This window comes from Alteromonas sp. BMJM2 (genome assembly GCF_027257845.1).
Lineage (GTDB): Bacteria > Pseudomonadota > Gammaproteobacteria > Enterobacterales > Alteromonadaceae > Alteromonas.
The window spans coordinates 150172-171062 of the sequence record NZ_JAPVOT010000004.1 but is presented as its reverse complement, the minus strand read 5'-3'; the positions used below and the strand labels follow the sequence as shown (position 1 = coordinate 171062).

Genomic DNA, 20891 nt, shown 5'->3' with positions numbered 1-20891 from the left:
CAAACGGGGGCGTTTTCTTTTGAGGCTACCAGCGCTGTAAAGTCCAGTTTAATGCAATAATCGCGATGACTGATGAGGCGATAGGCATGATGGTTTTGGCATACACGTGCCAGTTTCGCACTAATATAAGTAGGGGCAGCAGTAGGGATACGATGGCGAGCTGCCCAACTTCAACGCCAATATTAAATGCGGCTACGCTCATTACTAGGCTGTTTGATTGTGCGTTTAATTCTGCAAACACGCTGGCAAAGCCCATGCCGTGAAGAAGACCAAAGCCAAAGGTTAAAAAGCCGAGCCTAAATACCACCGGGAATATATTGTTCAGTGCCGTTAGCATAACGGAAATTGCAATGCCCAGCTCTACCCATCTGCTGTCTAGCGTAATGATATCAAGGGCGGTAGCGGTAAGCGTAATAGAATGAGCTAGGGTGAAGGCACTCACTAAAATTACCGTATTTTTAACAATATCGCGCTTCTTGTCCTCTTTTTTCCACGTGCGTTGATGTCGAGCTAGGTTCACAGTAAGTAAGGTCGCCACGAGAAAGAGAATATGGTCCAGACCAATAAAAATATGCCAAATGCCTTGGTATACCATTTCAAAAAATTGCGACGTGGTCGACAGTACTTTAGGCGTCAGGGTCAGTATGCGTTTGTCTTCGGCAATCACCGATGTCAGGGTTTCATCTTGCACATTTACCGTAGTAAGAAGCTTATGGGTTGGCGATATGTCAAAAATACCCTCGTAGCTAATGCTGATTACTCTGCTGTCTTCACTGCCGTCTTCACTGCCGATTTCACTGCCACGCGCCTGGCAACTAACCGACAAAGGATAAACGACAAGAGATTCGGCGGAGATAGAACGCGTAGTGGGAGAGGCAGCAGAAACACGACACTTGCCGCTTCCCTGCTTTATCTGTAGCGCGTTGGCAATATAGGCGGCAGCCTGTTGTTGATTCGCTAACACTTCACTCCACAATAGCCGTCCGTCATTATTGGTGTCTAAATTAGCGGCTTGGCCGATGTCTTCTGGCTTGAGTAATAACTCGCCCTGAAACACGCCAGCTTCCTGCTGGCTCAGTGTAAGATACCCACTGCTCAACTCATGAGACACGCATTGTGTGCTAAAAAAAATGAAGAAAAATAATACTACTCGTTGCATAACCTAGCTCTAACTCCGTTAGCTTAACTGTAAAAACGCCCTAGCTCTCAGTGATTTGAGATGTCTGAGAGACCTGAAAGCTCTAAGAAGCGTGAGAGACATGTGTTGCTTGAGCAGCTTCTGCGCCCTTCGCGCTCAGGGCATGTTCCGCTCGTTTCAATAAATGTTCATCGTGTTTGGTTTGGGCATATTCCCAGTTTAGGCGAGCAAACTTTATCGCTAGCTGTGGCTGATAATCTACATCTAGGTAATAGCTTGCTACTTGGGCAGCGTGTGATGTGTCCTCTCGCCATGCTCTTATTTGCATGCGCTTACCTAAAAGGCGCATCTCTTTTGTGTTATCTAAGTTTAGGGCCTTTTGTGCTTTCACCCATCTTAACAACAGTGCATCGTCTAAGCGGGATATATCACTGACTTCTTGGCCAAGCACTGTCGTTATAGTGCCATATTGCCCCAAAGCATAATGGGCATCGGCCCATGTTATCAAAGCACTTACTGGCAGCGTTGATAAAGTAAATTCTGATAGCTGCTGAACGGCAAGATTTGGCTTTTCAAGTGCTAGCGCCATGCTTGCTAGTGTTTCTCTATACCATAGATATTCAGCGTCATTAACCGATTCAGCATTCGTAAGTGATGTGTAACGCTCAAACTTTTGCAGCTTGTTATATACATCTTCTGAAGGCGCTATGGAGAAATCGGCATTTAACACACAGCCAAAAGCAAGAAGAAAGCTGGTTTTGCCCATTAGCTGTTCGCAGTGTAGTTTCGCCTTGTCGCCTTGACCTCGCTGAATGTTGATATCTGCCAGTAGTAACTGCGCAGCTCCAGAGTGCGTGGTATCAATGGCATTAAGATGTTGAAGAGCGTCATCGAATTTATGTACGCCTTGCATCAACCTGGCTTCGAGAATTACCAGGCGCTGTCGCTGCTCGTAGTTAAATTCTGCCTTTGATGAACGAAGTCTATTAACAAACTGGGTAACTTGCTGGCGCTCATTTCCCGATGCTAATAAGAAACGACTTGCGGTCAAAAGTTTCTCTGCATCAGAAATAGTAGAAAGTGTTGTGGCAGTAGGTTGCCAAGTGGCAATGATGGTGTCTTTAGATACTTCTTGTGTAGCGTTGTTACTTTCAGGTTCTGCATTAACTATTGTTGGCATTGAAAGCAGTAATGAAGCGCTTGCAGTAATTAAAAAAGAACAGAAAGTGACACATGAAGGTAGAGGTTTGAACATGAAAATTCCCTAAAAAAAAGGCCATCCTTGGCCTTGCGGTTATGCTCTTTTACAACGATTTATTAATCAGGCTTTTATTACGTGCTGTCAAAAAGATTGTTGTTTAATTTCATCGATAAAAGACAGTCTAATTGACAAAAGACAGTTTAATTGACAAAAGACAGTCTAATTGACAAAAGACAGTTTAATCGATTAATAGATCGTCAAACGCTGCATCATCAGCATCCTGAGTAAACTCCCGTCCATTGACTGGAAGAGGCTCATCAGTTGGGGCTTGATTAAACGCCGCTCTGGTATAGCTTGTTACTGATAGTTGCTGAGCTTCAATTGTCACTGTGACGGTTCCAGTCACCTTCTGATTAAAGCTATCGCTAACACTAAAGGTAAAGCTGTCTGAGCCTGTTACCTGAGCGTTAGGCGTGTAGGTGAAACTACCGTCTGCGTTTACAGCGGCTGAACCTAACGAACCATCTTCTTCTAATGCAAACGAAAGTGGATCGTTTTCAGGGTCAGACGCGCCAAGCGTCCCTTCAAATGCAATGTCTGCCTGCGTTGTCAGCATGTCATCTACTGCAACAGGTGCTTCATTGATTTCAGGCGCTTTGTTGTCATCATCACTATCAAAACAACCCGATAGAGCTAGTGCCAACGATGTAGCGATCCAAATTCGATGAATGTTTCTATTTGATTTTTTCTCAATAGGTTTATTCATAGTTGTGCTCCTTACTCAGAGCCAGCAATAGGCGTTCTTAGGTATGGGAATGATGAATCAATCATGCTTGCATCCACAGGTGCACCGTCAGTAAATGGCACTGTACCTACGCTTGCATCTTCAGGTGCACACAAACCAAGGTCTGTATCTTCACCTGCTACTGGAATTGGGTAACACAGACGACCCATCACTACGCGAAGCGCAATATCCACAACATCATCACCTGGACGACGACCGTTCGGGAAGCCAGCTAAATCATCGCCTGCTACACCAAATGCCGATTGTGACTCTGCTGGTGTGGCTGGAATACCCGTGTTTAAACGAAGCATTTCAGACGGCGTCACCGTTGCTTGCTGGTTAACACCAGGGAAGCCAGTAAGGAACGCTGTTACCAAGTCGGTTCTTGGGAAGTTTGTTGGCGCTAATGTTTCAATATCCGTACCTAGCGTGGTGTTAACCGCGTCTTTAAACAAGATGTTGAGTAGTTCTGGTAGCGACGGGTGAGTAACGTAATCAGCGAACTGACCGTCGTCACTTGGGTGCGCACTTGAGAACGTATCTTTGTCACCAATACCGATAACTAATTCATTCACTAGCGGACTGCCTAAACGAGATACCTGTGTCATAGCACCACCACTTACTGATGGTTTTGCGAACGTTGCATCTGGGTTTAGGATGGTTGCTTGTGGCAAGCTTGCTGTAGTCCAGCTGCCTATTACGCCGTTGCCATCACCGGTTACGCACGTTGCAGGTACTTCAACAGACAGTGACGTTACGTTTTTATCTAGTAAGTCATCGTTGTTTTCGCTTTGTGTAATACCACCTGGAAAACCTTCTCCATCGCCAGCACCCGGCGCACTATCACCTTCAACAGGTACATAATTTACCAAGTCGAATGTTTTACCAAGGTTAACTACAAAGGGGTCTTTACGCTGACCTACGAATACGCGAGCCATGTCATCACAGCCAGGAATAGCAAACGAGTAGATAAAGCTTTCTGCATAACGAGCATATTCAGCTTCACTGGTGAAGGTTTTGTTACCAATATAATCAAGCGGCTTCTTAAACATATCACCCATAGAAGGCGTTAATGTAGTGCGCTCGCCGCTCTGCATGTCGCCAGAAACCATCGTTAGCGAGTACATTTCAGAGAAGTTCGCCGCGCTTGAATCATCGGCGCTAATACCACCGATATTTTTAAGCGGTACTTTCACCATTTTTTGGTTGCCTTCTGGACCAATCGGAAGGGCAATGCCTTCGTTATCGGCAGCAAGCATGTTAGTGAAATTAAATACAAAGCTTACGTCTTCAACGGCATCACCATCGCTATCGATGTGAATGGCATAGTGCGCGTTTGGATCCATAGCAAAATAATTTGGACCACCGTAAGCATCTTGCAGTGGAATATAGTTGGCGATAAAGGTTACGTAGCCGTCGCGGCCTTCTTCATAACTGTTAAAAGCGTAAAAATCTGTGCTGTCTAAAGCAGGTGCGCGTGTAATGTTTGGCGCTTCTCTGTGACTTGATGCGAAGGCACCAGCAGTAACGGCAGCGCAAGTGAGAGCTATTGCAACCGATAGTGTTTTGCGTTTTAAGATTGTCATTGTGTATCTCTCTGTTTGATGAGTTCACAAAGCCAAACGAGTGAGATGCGCTATTAGATGCAAAAAAAACAAAAAGAATTAAAATAAATGCTTAAAAAAGGTAAGCAAAAAGAAGAAGGCCGCATTTTTACCAGTAAAAATGCGGCCTTTAGAGCAGTTGAAAAATATTTTATACCGACAAGATTGGCGCGATATAAAGTACTTCGGTTGGCGAACCCGTTTTAGAGCCGCCTGGCTCTTCTAAACTAATCGCGAGGGCCGCTATGCTGCTATCAAGTAAAATGTCCGGCGTGTTTCTGCTATCACCGCCCAGTTCAGGCATAAGTCCAAGTGATATCGGCGCTTCACCATTTGCAGGAACCATCCATAGTTCGTAATCTTTATTAGCAAGTGCAGTGAAGGCATTGGTCACTTTCACGTCCAACGTGCTTGGTGACACTTCAATCACCCACAATGGGGTGTTATCCGCGTTATTCACTACAGCAATATGCGACACTTCTTCAACAGGAGAAGGTTGCATAACGACAAGCAACACAGCAAGTACTAATGCAGCAGCGGTAGATAGTGCAGACAAGCCTCTCCAGCGATTGCGTTTTGCACGCTCAAAATCAACAATTTGCGCTGATGTGTCTTTAGAATCGGAATGCCCCAAGCGCTGTTGAATCACATCCCATACCCGTTCTGGCGGTTGAACGGGGGTAACCACATCGTTGAAACCCGCTAAATATTGTTCCCATTGCGCAGTGGCGTCGCTCACCGCTTGATACTGCATCATCAATTTTTGATAACGAACGCGGGCCTTTCCTCGTAGTGTCCCTACCACATATTCCGCTGCAAGCGCGTTAAGCGTTTCTTCTTTTAAATAATTCATAGTGATAAGCACCTTTGAAGGCTTTGTAATCCTCTTCGAATCCAGCTTTTTATTGTGCCTAGCGGCGACGATAAATAATTCACCACCTCCTGGTGAGATAAGCCATTAATGTAAGCAAGGTGGATAGCTTGTCGTTGTGGTCCGTCGAGTTCATCTAGGCAAGCGACGAGTTTCTCCTGCTCGCCGCCTAACTTAAAAGCCTGTGGAGTGTCTGGAATAGCGGTAGCATCTTCAGTTAGCTCAACTTCATTGCGTACATTGTGGTAGCGCATCAAATCGAGTGCTCGATAGCGCACAATACTCACCATCCACGTTAATACCGTACCTTTAGTTCGTTGATAGCTTCCTGCATTGTGCCAAATTTTTATGTAGGCATCTTGCGTTGCTTCATCCGCAAGTTCTGGCCGCTTAAGCATTTTAAGTGCTACTGCGTATAGTTGTGAACTGGTTGTTTTATAAAGCTCGGCAAAGGCGGTTTTATTACCTTCAGCAGTTTTACATAACAGCGGAAACAGAATTTCGTGTTCCATTTTGGCTCCTTGAGTACAGCTATGTGGGCTAGGCCCGTTGCCGTACGTTTATTTATTGTTGTTAGCCATAATAAGACTTACATGTTTTTAATATATAACGATCGTCGCGCGCATCTAGATGCACAAAAAGATGCAAAAACCAGTTAAGAATGACAATAGCATGCTTTGTGCAATTGTCATTGCTTCCTGATAATTGCCAGTACACATTTTGTGTGTCGTGCCGGTCTCTTCTATTCGCTTCTTATTCATTGTGTATTTAGAACGCTCGAAGTGCTTTTAGGGTTAACCCTTTTTTTAATAAATCGCGTAGCTTTAAAGCCCAATAAATATGAAAAGCACGTAATTGAGCGGTGTGCGTGTTTATGCAAACTCAAGCTTGTGTCACACTACACCGTGATAATGTCAGCACCTAAGTAGTGAAAAGAGAACACCGTGGCCAAAAACAAAACGAGACCTCAACAACGAGTTCGCAATAAAAGTGAGAAAAGTGAAAAAAGTGCTAACGCTGAGCCGAATACGGCCCAGTCTGCCAATGATTTTGGTGAGAGGGCTGGTTTTTTTAGACGCCTTGCTGCCATGGTATATGACGTACTCGTCGCGGTTGCGGTAGGTATGTGTGCAGCAATGGTGATGATAGTGACGCTCATTGTCATGCTTAAAAATGGCGGGCTCGATATGCAGGGCTTTGCTGAGCCAGCAGACCTCATTCAAGCTTCCACGGGGTATAAGCTATTAATTCAAAGCTGGGTAGGGCTTTGGGTAGCGGGTTTTTTCTTGTGGTTTTGGAAACGAGGTGGTCAAACTTTGGGTATGCGAGCATGGCGTCTACGCATATTCAGCACGGTAGAAGAGCCGGTAACAATGACTCGACTGATAACGCGTTTGGTCGGTTCGCTTTTCGGGCTAGGTACGTTATTGGTTCTATTTGATGTGAAAGAAAAGCAGTCACTTCAAGATAGGCTAGCAAAAACAGAGGTGTTAAAGCTGTCTAAAGAAGCTAACGATCATAAAAGCTGGTAGAACATTTAAATAAACAAAAAGCTGAAAATAAAAAAGGGCAGTAACACTGCCCTGGTTTAGAAAAAAATCGGCTCAAAACGACCTGGCCTCTAAGGACTGTTTTATAGTAAACAGGTCCCAAACGGACTGTTTTACAACAAGCTGGTCCAAAACCGTCTTGTTATAAAGAAGGGTGCCAAACTTAGCTCAAAACTGATTAGTGCATACCAGCTCAAGCCAAAACGTTTTAGCGCCTGAGCATAATTCCAGCCACGGCAGCGAACAGTAGACTCGGTAAAATAGCGCCTAAGAAGGGCGGCAACTGATAAACTAAACTCACCGGGCCGAACACTTCATTTAAAATAAAGAATCCAAAGCCTGTCAGCACACCCATAATAACCCGAGCACCCATGGTTACGCTTCTTAGCGGACCAAAGATAAAAGACAGCGCCATGAGCAACATAACACCAACAGACACCGGTTGGAGTATTTTGCGCCATAGGGCCAGTTCGTAGCGAGCAGGGTCTTGGTCGTTACTTTCTAAGTAATTGACGTAATCAACAAGCCCGGTAATCGATAACGCCTCTGGTTTTACAGCAACAATGCCCAATTTGTCTGGTGTAAGTGTTGAATTCCAACGCTTTCTTTCAAAGCTTTCGCTGGTAATTTGTTGCTCGGTAAAAGACGTGACATCTACATTATTTAGCCACCACCCGTCATCATCAAATGCCCCTGAATTTGCATAGCTGATGCTTTGTAAGGAGAGGTCTGGGTTGAACGTATAAATGCGAATGTCCTTTAATGAGTCTTGGCTGAGTACTTGGCCAATGCTGACAAAACGCTCTCCATCTTTCGCCCATACCAGCTTATCAGACGAAAACAAGCTTCCCCCGGAAATAGCTTCTGTGCGAATTTGTTTGGCTTTTGTTTCGCTAATAGGTGTTACCCATTCGCCTACTGCCATTACCACAAGGATCATTACGAGAGTAGATTTCATTGCAGAGTTAATGATATTCCACCGGCTTAATCCCGCAGCCTGCATTACTACCAGTTCGCTGTTGCTGGCAAGTACACCCATGCCTATTAAACCACCGAGCAGGGTAGCCATGGGGAAAAACTGCTCTAGATCACGAGGTAAGCTTAGTATTACGTAGAGAAAGGCAACGAGCATATCGTAGTCGCCCTCGCCAATTTTTCGTAGCTGCTCTACAAATTTAATGAGAGCGCTTAGGCCAATTAGCACGCTTAAGGTTACGGTTACCGTGCCTAGTAATGTGCGAGCGACATATAAATCGAGGATTTTGAACATTTACTTTTTCCCCAGTACCCAAGCGCGCAGCTGCGTGCCGGTTTTCCTATCGCGCACAATTAACACAAACCCAATAACCAACATGACAGCATGAACCCACCACAAGCCCAGCTGAGGAGGCATTTTTCCATCTTCTAATACGCGGCGGCTAGCCAGCAATAATAAGAAGTAGCCTAGATAAAGAAGAATGGCAGGGAACATTTTTCCAAAGCGACCTTGTCTTGGGTCAACGGCACTTAACGGCACAGCAATGAGTACTAAAAACGGGATAGACAGTGGAATAGCAATGCGCCACTGCAATTCTGCTCGCGCTTCAATACTGCTGTCGTTCCATAACTCTACCGTGGGCAAAACGCTTACCTTTTTACGGGGCTCTTCAGCGGGCTTATCTGCAATTTGAATCTGATATTCATCAAATTCTACTTTTCGATAGGCCTTGCCAGATTGAGCGCCTTCGTACTGTACGCCTTGCTTGAGAATAAGGTTTCGGGTGCCGTCGGCATTGGTTGCCACGTCGCCGCTTTGCGCGTAAACCACACGAACTTGCTCTTTGCTATCGTCGCTCTGATTTTGCGATAAAAATACTCGCTGAAGCTTATCGTTTTCATCTACGTCGTGAGCAAAGATAACCGCCTTTTCGTTCCCGGTTTGTTGAAAACGGCCGGGCATTAGGGCGGAAATGCCTGCTTCATTGCGCGCTTTTTCTCTTAGCTGGTATTCGTTTTCTGCAGCTAAAGGCGCAAAGTATAGCGTGATTGCACCAGTCACTATCATGATCAGCACCGATAAGAACAGCATCACTCTGGTAATGTACCATTCACTGATACCACAGGCGCGCATGACGGTCATTTCACTATCGACGTATAAACGACCGTGAGCCAGCATTATTCCAAGATAAGCGCTTATCGGAAGAACAAGAGATGATAGTATGGGGGCATAAAGCGCTAGAAAGCCTAAAACGAGCCCGGCTGGGATATCGCCATCAGAAGCGTCACCTAAAACGCGAACAAAGCGTAAAGTGACAAAAATGGCCATTAAGATAAAGAAAATCGCTAGCTGAGATTTAAGCGTTTCCTTAAGTAAATAGCGGAATATCAGCATCTCAGTCTGCCCGGATAATTAGGAATTTTAGTGAAAGAAAGCACAATTTTGTTTAAACTTACCGTTTTTACAAGTTTTGCCTGCAATCATAAACCGTTTGCATGATGTTTTGACGCAAAATTGGCCTATATTTATGGGCAAACGCGTTAATTGCAGCGAACTAAAAAGTTATGCTGCGTATTAAAACATAAAGCAGCGCGAAACGTTACGTGATTTTAGTCATCGTGCAAACTATAAACGACGAAAAGCGAGGTAATATCGTGGAGTTTAGTGTAAAAAGTGGCAGCCCCGAAAAACAACGTAGTGCCTGTATCGTTGTAGGTGTCTTTGAACCACGCCGATTAACGGCAGTAGCAGAGCAGCTTGACGAAATTAGCAATGGCTACATTAGCAATCTGTTGCGCCGCGGCGACCTTGAAGGTAAAGCCGGGCAAATGTTGCTACTGCATAACGTACCAAACGTATTAAGCGAGCGTGTGCTTCTTGTCGGTTGTGGCAAAGAGCGAGAGCTAGACGAGCGCCAGTACAAAAATATTATCGCTAAAACAATTCAAACACTGAATGAAACGGGTTCAATGGAAGCGGTGTGCTTCTTAACCGAGCTTCATGTAAAAGGTCGTGATACCTACTGGAAAGTGCGTCAAGCAGTAGAAGCTACTGAAGACTCTCTTTACACTTTTCTACAGTTAAAAACCAAAAAAGGCGAGCCTCGCCGCCCACTGCGTAAAATCGTGTTCAATGTGCCTACACGTCGAGAACTGACAGTAGGTGAGCGCGCAGTAGATCATGGTCTAGCTATCTCTCGCGGTGCAAAGGTGACCAAAGACGTGGCTAATATGCCGCCAAATATCTGTAATCCAGACTATTTGTGGAAACAAGCCCAAGAGCTCGCGAGTCGTTATGACAGCGTCACGGCTGAAGTAGTGGACGAAACGCAAATGGCCGAACTAGGCATGCAGGCGTATTTGGCTGTAGGTCGCGGTTCAGAAAATGAAAGTATGATGAGTATTATGCATCATCGCGGCGGTCCTGCAGATCAAGCGCCTATTGTACTAGTAGGTAAAGGCCTTACTTTTGATTCCGGTGGTATTTCAATTAAGCCAGGCGAAGCCATGGATGAAATGAAATACGACATGGGCGGCGCTGCCGGTGTATTGGGAACCATGCACACCATTGCTGCGCTGAATTTGCCAATCAACATTATTGGCGTGTTGGCTGGCTGTGAAAATATGCCCAGTGGCAACGCCTATCGCCCTGGCGACATACTGACTACTATGTCGGGACAAACCGTTGAAGTACTTAACACCGACGCAGAAGGTAGGCTGGTATTGTGCGATGCGCTTACCTACGTAGAGCGTTACGAGCCCGAGTTAGTCATTGATGTGGCAACGCTCACAGGCGCGGCAATTATTGCGCTAGGTCATCATGCTACGGCGGTCATGAGTACGCACAACCCACTTGCACACGAACTGTTAAATGCTTCTGAGCAAAGTTCAGATCGTGCGTGGAGACTGCCGCTATGGGATGACTACCAAGAGCAGCTAGAAAGCCCGTTTGCTGATATGACAAACCTAGGTGGACGACCTGCAGGCAGTATTACTGCTGGGTGCTTCTTATCGCGCTTTACGAAAAAGTACAACTGGGCCCACCTGGATATTGCAGGAACAGCATGGCGCAGTGGCAAGAACAAGGGCGCAACCGGACGCCCAGTACCTATGTTGTCACAATTCTTGATGAATCGTGCCGACATTAAGCTAGAGGATTAATCTTCTATGCCACAGGTTATTTTTTATCAACTCAGTGCTAGCGATAACGGCGTAACGGGTAAAGCCAGTGAAGTCGTTGCTAACGCGTTTGCTAATAAACAAAAAATTAGCGTGCTGTGTGATACACAAGCACAAGCAGAAGAAGTTGATGAATTGTTGTGGCAACTACCGGCGAACCGTTTTGTTCCTCACAACCTTTATGGTGAGGGACCGCAAGCGGGCACGCCGGTAGAAATATGTTGGCAGCCTGAGCAGGTTGCCAGACGACAAATGGTGGTCAACGTGGGTTCAGGGATGGTGTCATCGCCTAACCATCACCGCCAAATCATCGATTTTGTGCCCGTGGATGAAAATGCTAAGCAAGCAGCGCGGGTGAGATACAAAAACTATCAGCAAGCTGGATGTAATATGCAGTTTAAGTCTGTGTGACATGGCGTACCTTGATACCGCTTATTCAACGCAAATCTATACAGTGCATGACTAGATTTGAGCGAAACAACAAAAATCGCCTACAGTCGTCAACTTTTTTACATCAGCTTTTAAACGAGAGTCAGTAATGGATAAAACCTTCGAACCGCAGTCTATTGAGCAGCAATGCTACCAAAAATGGGAAGAGGCGGGTTTATTTAAAGCATCTGGTAGCGGCGACCCCTATTGTATTCTTCTTCCTCCACCGAACGTGACGGGTAGCCTGCACATGGGTCATGGTTTCCAGCAAACCATTATGGATGCACTTACTCGCTATCACCGCATGAAGGGTGACAATACCCTATGGCAGGTGGGTACCGACCACGCTGGTATTGCTACGCAAATGGTGGTTGAACGCCAGCTAAACGCTCAGGGCAAAACTCGCCACGATCTAGGTCGAGAAGACTTTATTAAAAAGATCTGGGAATGGAAAGAACACAGTGGTGGCACAATCACTAGCCAAATGCGTCGATTGGGCACCTCGCCAGACTGGTCTCGCGAAGTCTTTACTATGGACGATGACCTTTCAACAGCAGTAACCGAAGTGTTTGTAAAACTGCACGAAGAAGGGCTTATCTATCGCGGTAAACGCTTAGTTAATTGGGACCCTGTTCTTCACACCGCCGTTTCTGACTTAGAAGTGCTAAACGAAGAAGAAGACGGCCATATGTGGCACATGCGTTATCCTCTTGCCGATGGCAGTGGTGAGCTTGTGGTAGCCACAACTCGTCCCGAAACTATGTTAGGTGATACCGCAGTAGCCGTTCACCCTGACGATGAGCGTTATCAAGATTTTATCGGCAAAGACATTAAGCTGCCTATTACGGGCCGTTTAATTCCTATTATTGCTGATGACTATGTAGATATGGAATTTGGAACCGGTTGCGTAAAAATAACGCCGGCTCACGATTTCAACGACTATGACATGGGTAAGCGCCACGACTTACTTATGATCAATATCTTAACCGACGATGCCAAAATTAACGAAGAGGCGCCAGAGGCGTATCGCGGTTTAGATCGCTTCGATGCGCGCAAGCAAATTGTTGCCGACCTAGACAGCCAAGGTGTATTGGTTAAGATTGAACCGCATAAACTTAAAGTGCCTCGTGGGGATCGCACCGGCGCGGTTATCGAACCGTATCTTACCGACCAGTGGTATGTAGCGGTAGAGTCACTTGCTAAGCCAGCCATTGACGCTGTTGAAAGTGGAGAGATTCGTTTTGTTCCAGAGAATTGGAACAAAACCTACTTCCAGTGGATGAACAACATCCAAGACTGGTGCATCTCTAGGCAGCTGTGGTGGGGACACAGAATTCCCGCATGGTATGACGAAAGCGGCAAGGTATATGTAGGGCGCACAGAAGAAGAAGTGCGTGCAAAACACAGCCTTGGCAATGATGTAACGCTTTCACAAGATAACGATGTACTTGATACCTGGTTCTCAAGCGCATTATGGCCATTTGCAACAATGGGATGGCCTAAAGAAACCCCTGATTTAGAAACGTTTGTTCCTTCCTCAGTATTGGTAACAGGCTTTGACATTATTTTCTTCTGGGTAGCCAGAATGATCATGATGACTAAGAAGTTTACCGGCAAAATTCCGTTCAAAGACATCTATATCACGGGTCTTATTCGCGATGAGAGCGGTGATAAAATGTCGAAGTCGAAAGGCAATGTACTTGACCCTATCGACCTGATTGACGGTATCGACCTCGAGTCGCTTGTTGAAAAGCGCACAGCCGGAATGATGCAGCCTCAGCTAGCAGAAAAAATTGTGAAGCGCACCCGCAAACAGTTCCCTGACGGCATTCATGCCTACGGAACAGATGCACTTCGTTTCACCTTTGCTGCAATGGCATCTACCAGCCGTGACATTAATTTTGATATGTCTCGCGTTGAAGGCTATCGCAACTTCTGTAATAAAATTTGGAACGCGTCACGTTTTGTATTAATGAATACAGAAGAGCACGATACTGGCGTTAACGGCGGCGAGATGGTACTCAGTCTGGCCGATCGTTGGATTTGGGCGAAGTTTCAGCAAACTCTCGTTGAGTTTGAAAAAGCATTGTCTGACTACCGTTTTGATATTGCAGCACAAACAATTTACGAGTTTACGTGGAATCAGTTCTGCGACTGGTATTTGGAATTGACTAAGCCGGTACTAAGCAACGACGCGAGTAGCGAAGCTGAAAAGCGCGGAACCCGTCATACGCTCATCAATGTGTTAGAAAGCCTTTTGCGTTTAATGCACCCAATTATGCCATTTATCACTGACACTATTTGGCAGCGTGTAGTGCCTTTAAGTGCGCTTAAGATAGAAGACGGCGCTAGCATCATGGTGCAACCGTTCCCAGAAGTAGACAGCGCTAAGCAAGACGACACGGTTCTCGCTGATATTGAATGGGTGAAGAAGTTTATTGTCGGTATTCGTAATATTCGAGGCGAAATGGATATTTCACCGAATAAGCCGCTAAACGCGCTGCTTAAGAATGTCAGTGATTCTGATGCGCTTCGTTTAGACGCTGCGAAAGGCTTCTTAGACAAGTTATCTAAACTTGAGAGCGTAACTATCTTAACCAAAGACGATACCGCGCCAGCGAGCGCTACTGCGTTAGTGGGGGAGATGGAGATTCTTATTCCTATGGCAGGATTGATTGATAAAGATGCAGAACTTGCTCGTATCACTAAAGCCATGGAGAAAGTAGAAAAAGACGTGTCTCGAACTCGCGGAAAGCTGGGCAATGAAAAGTTTGTCAGTAATGCACCAGAAGCCGTTATTGAAAAAGAGCGCGCAAAATTAGACGAAGGTGAAAAGGCACTGGCTAAGCTTAAAGAGCAGTACGATACTATTGCCGCACTCTAAGTGAATGATTCAGCTAACGAATATTCAGGTTAGTTAAACGACGTTTGTTAACGCTAAGCCTTTTTAAGGCTTAGCCTCTTTAATGCCTATACGACGTTTACCTTTGCCTTAAAGGCTCAGTACTCGTGTTCGTCAGTATGCTAAATAAGCCATAAAAAACGGGGTCACTGTACGCTATACGTATACAGTCGGCCCCGTTTTTATACATAAAAGTTTAAATGTGATAGTGGTTTTTGCTATTCCCCTCGTAAGCTTCTTTCGTGAGAAATTTCGCAAGTTTCACGGTGAGCGCCTTTTGTTTGATAGGCTTAGTAAGATAGTCATTCATTCCTGCATCAATGGCATGTTGCTTATCTTCTTCCATTGCATTGGCTGATAGGCCAATGATGATAATGTCGGTAAAGCCTCTCGCCCTAAGTGCTTTGGTAGCCTCGTAACCGTCCATAACAGGCATTTGAACATCCATTAAGATAAGGTCGTATTCCGAAGAGTTTTCAATTTTGCGAACGGCTTGTTTACCATCTTCGGCCACGTCAAAGGTTAGCCCTACGTTGTTCAGCATTTCACCCGTCACAAGTTGATTGATATTGTTATCCTCTACTAGAAGAACATGCCCTTCAAAGAATACGTTTTTCTCTTCACTCTCTTTATCTTTTACAATCTGAGATTCCTCAGATGTGTCTTTTGATATCACCTGCTTAATAAATCGCTCAAATTGAACCGGTGTAAACGGGTGCATAATGAGCGGATTGTGCCAAAGGGATGCATATTTTGCTTGTAGCGCACTACCCGCACTCTCCATCACTAGGCCCACAGATTTGCCGTCTTCAACCAGCGTTTTAAACCAGCTTAAATTTTGCCTGAAGGTAGCAAAGTCGGGGACATCAATAAGGATATGCGCAGGTAGGTCAGCCCTATCTTTCCCTTGTTCAATCGTCACAATTGACTGTGACGAAAGCTGAATATGTTGAATATAAGCTTGAGGTAGCAGTGCGCAGTCAGTTAAATACATACTGTCATTGGGTAACGCTGGTGTTTGATGCAACACGCCTTTCTGCCGATTAATCACTTTAAGCGGAAGGGTAATAACAAATTCGCTGCCTTTACCTAAGTCTGATGTGGCGTGTAATTCGCCGTGCATAAGTTCCACAAGTTGACTCACAATGGCCAAACCTAAGCCCGTACCGCCATAGGTTCTATTTGTTGAGCCGTCTGCTTGCGTAAAGGGTTTAAATATTCGGCCAAGCTGAGCTTGGCTCATTCCTATGCCAGTATCAGACACTCGTATAGTCAGATTGAATACGTCACCAGAATCACTTAACGCACCGTCAAACTCTATTTCAATACGCCCTTGTTCAGTGAACTTAACCGCATTATTACCTATATTCATGATGATTTGAGCAATGCGTAAAGGGTCGCCAACAATTTGTGAATACAGAGAAGGGTTGACTGAAAAGCGAACTGAAAGGTTTTTCTCTTTCGCCCTAAGCGCTATTACGGCAATTAAGTTATCAAACAGTGAATGAAGGGAGAAATTCACTTCTTCAATTTTTAATTCGCCCGCTTCAATTTTTGAAAAATCTAAAATATCGTTTATCACACTCAGTAGAATTTGACCGGAATAGGCGGCTTTATCAAGGTAGTCTCTTACCGTATTGCTGAGTGTTTGCTTTTGAGCAAGTTCTATTAAGCCAATAATGCCATTCATAGGAGTACGGATTTCATGGCTCATGTTCGCTAAGAAGATGCTTTTTGATGCGGTGGCCTGTTCCGCTTTAAGCTTTGATATTCTCAGTTCGTGATTAAGACGCTCTTGTTCAACGTTTAAATTTTGTGCATCTTCTAGTAGCTTTTGGGTTTGCCGGTTCTTATCGCTAAACACCATAGCGGCTCTCGACAGCTTGCCGATTTCATCAATGCGTTTGCTACCGGGAATATTTTCAATCTGCACATCTTGAGAGAGCTTGTTAAAAACACGGGTAATAGACTGAATAGGCCCAAGTATTCTTACCATGGTAAAAATGGCGGCTATAAGGGCTAATAAAATTGAGATTAACGAAAATAGCTCACCGTTTTTCTGCGTTCTTGCTGCAAGTTCATAAGTTTGCATAGTGATAGCATCAGACTGTGCCGATACGTTATTTGCTAACTCGCCGCTTAAGTACAGAAACTCTCTCGCCGAGCCAGCCATCACCACATTAACTAAAAACAAATTTCCTTGAGTAATTTGAGTCAGGGTTAAAAAGTCGGCTTTAAGTCTATCCACTCTTGCAGTAATACGTTCAGCTGAGGTATCACTCTCTCTATTCACAATTGAGTCAAACGGGCGCAGTGCCTGGTTAAAGGCGTTAACAAAAATGATATCTGGTTTTTGCAGGTATTTAAGGGTGGCGTTTTCGGCAAGAATAAGCTGGTTTTTAATCTCATTAAAAGTAGTAACGCTTATTTCGCTTTGCTCTACAAGCCGAGTTGTGAGGTTTTGTAAGGAAATAATGTTGGCAAGGGTGCCCTCAGAGACTAAGTTATCGCGCTTTGCTCGAGCATCAACAACTTGAGTGAAGTTGTCCTTGTACGCATCGAGATGCTCATGCATTCGAGTAAGCACATGATTCTCATCGGATTCTGAATACACGATGTTTGATTGCGCTAGCGTGTCGAGCTTTACATCTATCGAAGCCATTAAACGGGTGAAACGGGTAATGGCTGATGAGCTAGCATTTTCTTTAAAGATCAGCACATTTCGCTGTAGGTCGACTACATCACGTTCTAGTTCTTTTACCGTGCCTACCGCAGTAATTGCAGCGCTGGCAGAGTCTACCCCCCGATTTAATACTACTTGGTTCTCATGAGCGATATAACTTTGAAAAAGTATCAGAGCAATAAGTGCAGCGAGAACAATAACAAGCTGTGTTCGTATTGAGGATAGCATGCAGCGCGAATGCCTTATTTTTATTTACTAGGAGGTAATAAACTCATACCACTTTTGTAGACTGTATTCATAAGTAGGCATTACTGTATTCCAAACTGCCACATTACTAAAGCGATTTTCGTAGCTACCACCGTTTCGCTGTGCACCTTTTAAAACGCTTATTTTGCCATCTGTTCCAGTGAGGTTAGAGGACGCGGGTTTACCTTCATACCAATAATTCCACTCAGCATTAGATAAATATTTCGCTGAACGCTGAGGATTAGAAATATAGTACCCCTGTCTTGCGATAAATGCGCCAGGCCAGCCCGACAACCACCAGTTCATATATTCATAGGCTACGTCTTTACTGCGCCCTGTAGAGGCAGAGGAGAGGCACATCACGCCATGCCATCCGCGATACCCTTCTTTAGGCGCAGCAAAGGTCACTGGTATATCTTGCCCGTTGAGTGCTGAAACCGCAGGCGAAAACATACTTTCAATGGCCACTCTGCCACTTTTCATAAACTGTACCGATTCCGGGACGGAAGTCCAAAAGCCGTTAAAATGGTTAAGCTGCATCAGTTCAATTAACACGCTGAACAAGTTATCCAGTTCTTGCTCGGTCATGGCGCCCACATCGTTGAATGTCACAAAGCCTTTAGCTTGAGCGGCTAACGCTAAGTCGAAAAGACCAATAGTGGGGTCGTTAACAATAGCAACGCTTCCCGAGTAACGGCTATCTAGTAGCCATCCCCAGCTTTCAGCTTCGCCCTGCATATCTTTAGGTAAACGTCTTCTATCGTAACCAAAAGAATCGACGTTGTGTACGTAGGGCAGAAAGCTGACTATATCAGTAGAGTTAGCACCTAAAGTGCCATCATTTTGAATATTTAAAATTTTATGAGGGGCATCTCCTGCTCCCATTCGCGCATTCGCGGTGAGCTTACCTGTTTTAGACAGATTGTTAATTTCTTCCCAATACCCAATGCGTTTTTTCTCAATAGGCTGAATAGCACCTGCGCGCCACAGTACGCCTATACTATTAGACCATTGCTCGTACAAATCGAAAGAAGTAGGGTCCATCGATGCTTTTTGCAGTACGGTTGCACTGCCGCCGGGCTCAAACTGAATATTGATACCCAAATCTTCCATTGCCTGCTGCCTGATGGCTTCTTGAAGCGTTACGTGGGTTCCCATTACCTTAAGCGTGGGTTTAGGCTTACCAATGGCAAACGGAGTAACTCCGGCCGTAATGCCAAGGGCGAGTGCGCCTTTAAGAACGTTTCGTCGAGTAACTAAAGCCGGAGTGTGTTTAATTTTATTCGCAGTCATTCACTTATAATCACTCTTTGAAAGATTGTTTTTACAGTGTGGCACTGATATCAAAAATTTACTAAATAACCTAAGTGCAAAAAACAAAGTACCGCGTTTCAGCGATAACTCAAGACCGAGTAATATTTTCTATACTAATTGAGTATTTAATCAGTCAATTGTTTGAGGGTGTCAGGCTGCTATAAATAAGAAGGTTATACGCTGAGTGCTTTTTGGTTAATGATGACTTGAATAAACAGTGCACGACAAACACGAGTTAAATCCAGACTTATTAAATCATCACCTATTATGTCAACACGCCTTTGGTTTCTAAAACCAAAGGCGTATCAAATAAAGTTATTCACTTTTTAAGGGGGTGTTTAACGCTTACACATCGCAAGCTCAAACTGGCAATAATAAACAGCAGTGCAGCCCAATTGAGCGTGCCGCCATGCTCCTCAACAATCACCACAGTCTCTTCTACAATATATTCGTTTGTCTCACTTTCTAGTGGGACAAAAGCAAACTCAGCATTGTCGTAGCCGTCAGAAAACGCCACAAGCTGTTCAGTTTGTGCATCGTACAGTTCCAGTAAAATGTCGTAATCGTAAGCGGGAAACCCAGACACTAAGGTACTTTCTATCACAAAGCTGTCGCTAGAATCCTCGCCATAAATAAAGAATTCTGATGACACATGGATTGCGTCATAGACGCCGTTTTGACCTAAATAGAGTACGGCATAGACAGGCGCATCGATAAAAATGGTGTCGGCATCAAATTCCACTGAAAACGTAGAAAAATAGCCGTCGTAATCTAAATCTTGCTGAAGTCTTACCCAGCTGTCGTAAATCCAAAACTCATTCACACTGCTAATGATGATATCGCCGGTTGATTTTGGTGCGTTTGCATGTAGCTGAATACGTGCAGCTTGTTTTGAGTCGCTCGGGGCGGTATTCAAAACGCTCCCTGTAGAGACGGCACTAGCTTCAGCATCTCTATCATTCTCACTAGGCTGGGCGGGTAAACTGTCAGTATTGGCTTTAGTTGGCGTAGGAGGTGCACCTTTACCTTTTTCTTGCTTGCTATTTTCGTTAACGGCAGCTTGCTCTGCCTCAACGTAGGGTTCGTTGTAGCGATACTCTTTTGACGTCACCGTTTTTTTAACAGAGCTGCTTTCTACAGTATTTTCCGCCGCATTCTCTACAGTATTTGCAGTATTTGCTGCATGTACGTACGCCACAGGCAGTGCCATAAATGTAAGCACGGATAATATTCTTAAAAAGGGAGTGCTAGCACCAAGCTTACTTCTTCTATTAATGGCGCTGCTATGAGCGGTGCTTCCGTGCACGGTGCTACTATAAGAAGCACTATTATTAGAAGTACTGCTTTGAGCCGCGCTGTTATGAGCACTATTACTGCATGCGCTACGTTTTTGAAAAACAGCGTTTTGAAGTGCAGTGACAACAGTTGATAATTTCATGTGTACATCCTTTTCCAATCAATAATGACACTGTCATTGTTGACGGAAAAAGATGAACCAAAGCTGAAGCGAAACTTAATAAATGGGGTTTACAGTTAGCTAGCGCTTATTTCAAATATTCGCGCTAGCGATTTACCGCGGGTAAATGGAGAGTGTGCTAGTCGTTTAAGTGGTGGTGTTCATCTTCACCTTCGCCATCCATTACGCCATCTTCGCGAGGCTCAAAATAGGTGCCCCAACCATCATAAGTAACGTCGTGTTTGTCAGCTATTTTCAATAGTTTATCAATATCGTCGTTAAGCAAGTTGATATCGAGTTTGCGTTCCACAACGGCGTCGAAGCAAAACACCTCCTCGCCATCGTCTAATACTAACTCTTCGGCATCAGAAACCTCAAAGCCCGCTTTGAAAGCATCTACTGCTGCTTTTTCGAGTACATCGAAGTCGGTGCTCGCAAAGTGATGTTCAATGGCGTAATCAGCATCGGCTTGGCTGCCATCTTCTAGTAGTGCATCAATCGTTTCTTGATTGAATTCATACCATTCTTCTCTTTCGTCAAATTGATTCATTTTTTTTG

Annotated in this window: 16 protein-coding genes; 4 read left to right on the top strand and 12 right to left on the bottom strand. The window is 44.8% G+C overall.

Annotated elements, in window-relative coordinates:
* Window positions 1-25: 25 nt before the first annotated feature.
* The 6 genes from O9X84_RS06815 to O9X84_RS06790 all read right to left on the bottom strand — a co-directional run bounded on the left by O9X84_RS06815 (window position 26) and on the right by O9X84_RS06790 (window position 6110).
* Entirely contained in the window at window positions 26-1159 is a 1134-nt protein-coding gene (locus O9X84_RS06815) for a HupE/UreJ family protein (RefSeq protein WP_269518914.1), read from the bottom strand.
* An 82-nt stretch (window positions 1160-1241) separates the two neighbouring features.
* Window positions 1242-2393, bottom strand: coding sequence for a hypothetical protein (locus O9X84_RS06810; RefSeq protein WP_269518913.1), 1152 nt, complete (start codon window positions 2391-2393; stop codon window positions 1242-1244).
* Between the two features lie 184 nt (window positions 2394-2577).
* Window positions 2578-3105, bottom strand: coding sequence for an Ig-like domain-containing protein (locus tag O9X84_RS06805; protein ID WP_269518912.1), 528 nt, complete (start codon window positions 3103-3105; stop codon window positions 2578-2580).
* A gap of 11 nt (window positions 3106-3116) precedes the next feature.
* Window positions 3117-4709 (bottom strand): DUF4331 domain-containing protein, encoded by a 1593-nt coding sequence (locus O9X84_RS06800; protein ID WP_269518910.1) that lies wholly within the window; start codon window positions 4707-4709, stop codon window positions 3117-3119.
* A gap of 169 nt (window positions 4710-4878) precedes the next feature.
* Window positions 4879-5580: an anti-sigma factor gene (locus tag O9X84_RS06795; protein ID WP_269518909.1), complete on the bottom strand. Its 702-nt coding sequence runs from the start codon at window positions 5578-5580 to the stop codon at window positions 4879-4881.
* Window positions 5577-6110, bottom strand: coding sequence for a sigma-70 family RNA polymerase sigma factor (locus O9X84_RS06790; RefSeq protein WP_269518908.1), 534 nt, complete (start codon window positions 6108-6110; stop codon window positions 5577-5579). Before O9X84_RS06790 ends, O9X84_RS06795 begins: the two co-directional genes overlap by 4 nt.
* A 576-nt stretch (window positions 6111-6686) precedes the next feature.
* Between O9X84_RS06790 and O9X84_RS06785 the strand changes: the two genes are divergently transcribed.
* The gene (locus tag O9X84_RS06785) at window positions 6687-7130 is read left to right on the top strand and encodes an RDD family protein (protein ID WP_203565055.1); all 444 of its coding nucleotides are present in this window, start codon (window positions 6687-6689) and stop codon (window positions 7128-7130) included.
* A gap of 226 nt (window positions 7131-7356) precedes the next feature.
* Here the strand turns inward: O9X84_RS06785 and lptG are convergent, their stop codons facing one another.
* Together lptG and lptF are read right to left on the bottom strand one after the other, a co-directional pair.
* Window positions 7357-8418, bottom strand: a complete 1062-nt coding sequence (lptG, locus tag O9X84_RS06780) for an LPS export ABC transporter permease LptG (protein WP_269518906.1) — start codon at window positions 8416-8418, stop codon at window positions 7357-7359.
* Complete coding sequence (gene lptF / locus O9X84_RS06775; protein WP_269518905.1) at window positions 8419-9519, bottom strand: LPS export ABC transporter permease LptF; 1101 nt, start codon at window positions 9517-9519, stop codon at window positions 8419-8421.
* Window positions 9520-9779: 260 nt separating this feature from the next.
* Here lptF and pepA point away from each other — a divergent pair, with 260 nt between their 5' ends.
* The 3 genes from pepA to O9X84_RS06760 all read left to right on the top strand — a co-directional run bounded on the left by pepA (window position 9780) and on the right by O9X84_RS06760 (window position 14616).
* The gene (gene pepA, locus O9X84_RS06770; protein ID WP_032097563.1) at window positions 9780-11285 is read left to right on the top strand and encodes a leucyl aminopeptidase; all 1506 of its coding nucleotides are present in this window, start codon (window positions 9780-9782) and stop codon (window positions 11283-11285) included.
* Between the two features lie 6 nt (window positions 11286-11291).
* Window positions 11292-11714, top strand: a complete 423-nt coding sequence (locus tag O9X84_RS06765) for a DNA polymerase III subunit chi (protein WP_269518904.1) — start codon at window positions 11292-11294, stop codon at window positions 11712-11714.
* A gap of 127 nt (window positions 11715-11841) precedes the next feature.
* Entirely contained in the window at window positions 11842-14616 is a 2775-nt protein-coding gene (locus tag O9X84_RS06760) for a valine--tRNA ligase (protein ID WP_269518903.1), read from the top strand.
* A gap of 214 nt (window positions 14617-14830) precedes the next feature.
* Here O9X84_RS06760 and O9X84_RS06755 read toward each other — a convergent pair whose 3' ends face one another.
* The 4 genes from O9X84_RS06755 to rraB form a co-directional block, all read right to left on the bottom strand.
* On the bottom strand, window positions 14831-17545 hold the full coding sequence (locus tag O9X84_RS06755; protein WP_269518902.1) for an ATP-binding protein: 2715 nt from the start codon (window positions 17543-17545) through the stop codon (window positions 14831-14833).
* Window positions 17546-17572: 27 nt separating this feature from the next.
* Window positions 17573-18856: an ABC transporter substrate-binding protein gene (locus O9X84_RS06750; protein ID WP_269518901.1), complete on the bottom strand. Its 1284-nt coding sequence runs from the start codon at window positions 18854-18856 to the stop codon at window positions 17573-17575.
* A 340-nt stretch (window positions 18857-19196) separates the two neighbouring features.
* Complete coding sequence (locus O9X84_RS06745; RefSeq protein ID WP_269518900.1) at window positions 19197-20315, bottom strand: choice-of-anchor H family protein; 1119 nt, start codon at window positions 20313-20315, stop codon at window positions 19197-19199.
* 157 nt (window positions 20316-20472) lie between these two features.
* Window positions 20473-20883, bottom strand: coding sequence for a ribonuclease E inhibitor RraB (gene rraB, locus O9X84_RS06740; RefSeq protein ID WP_269518898.1), 411 nt, complete (start codon window positions 20881-20883; stop codon window positions 20473-20475).
* Between the last annotated feature and the right edge of the window lie 8 nt (window positions 20884-20891).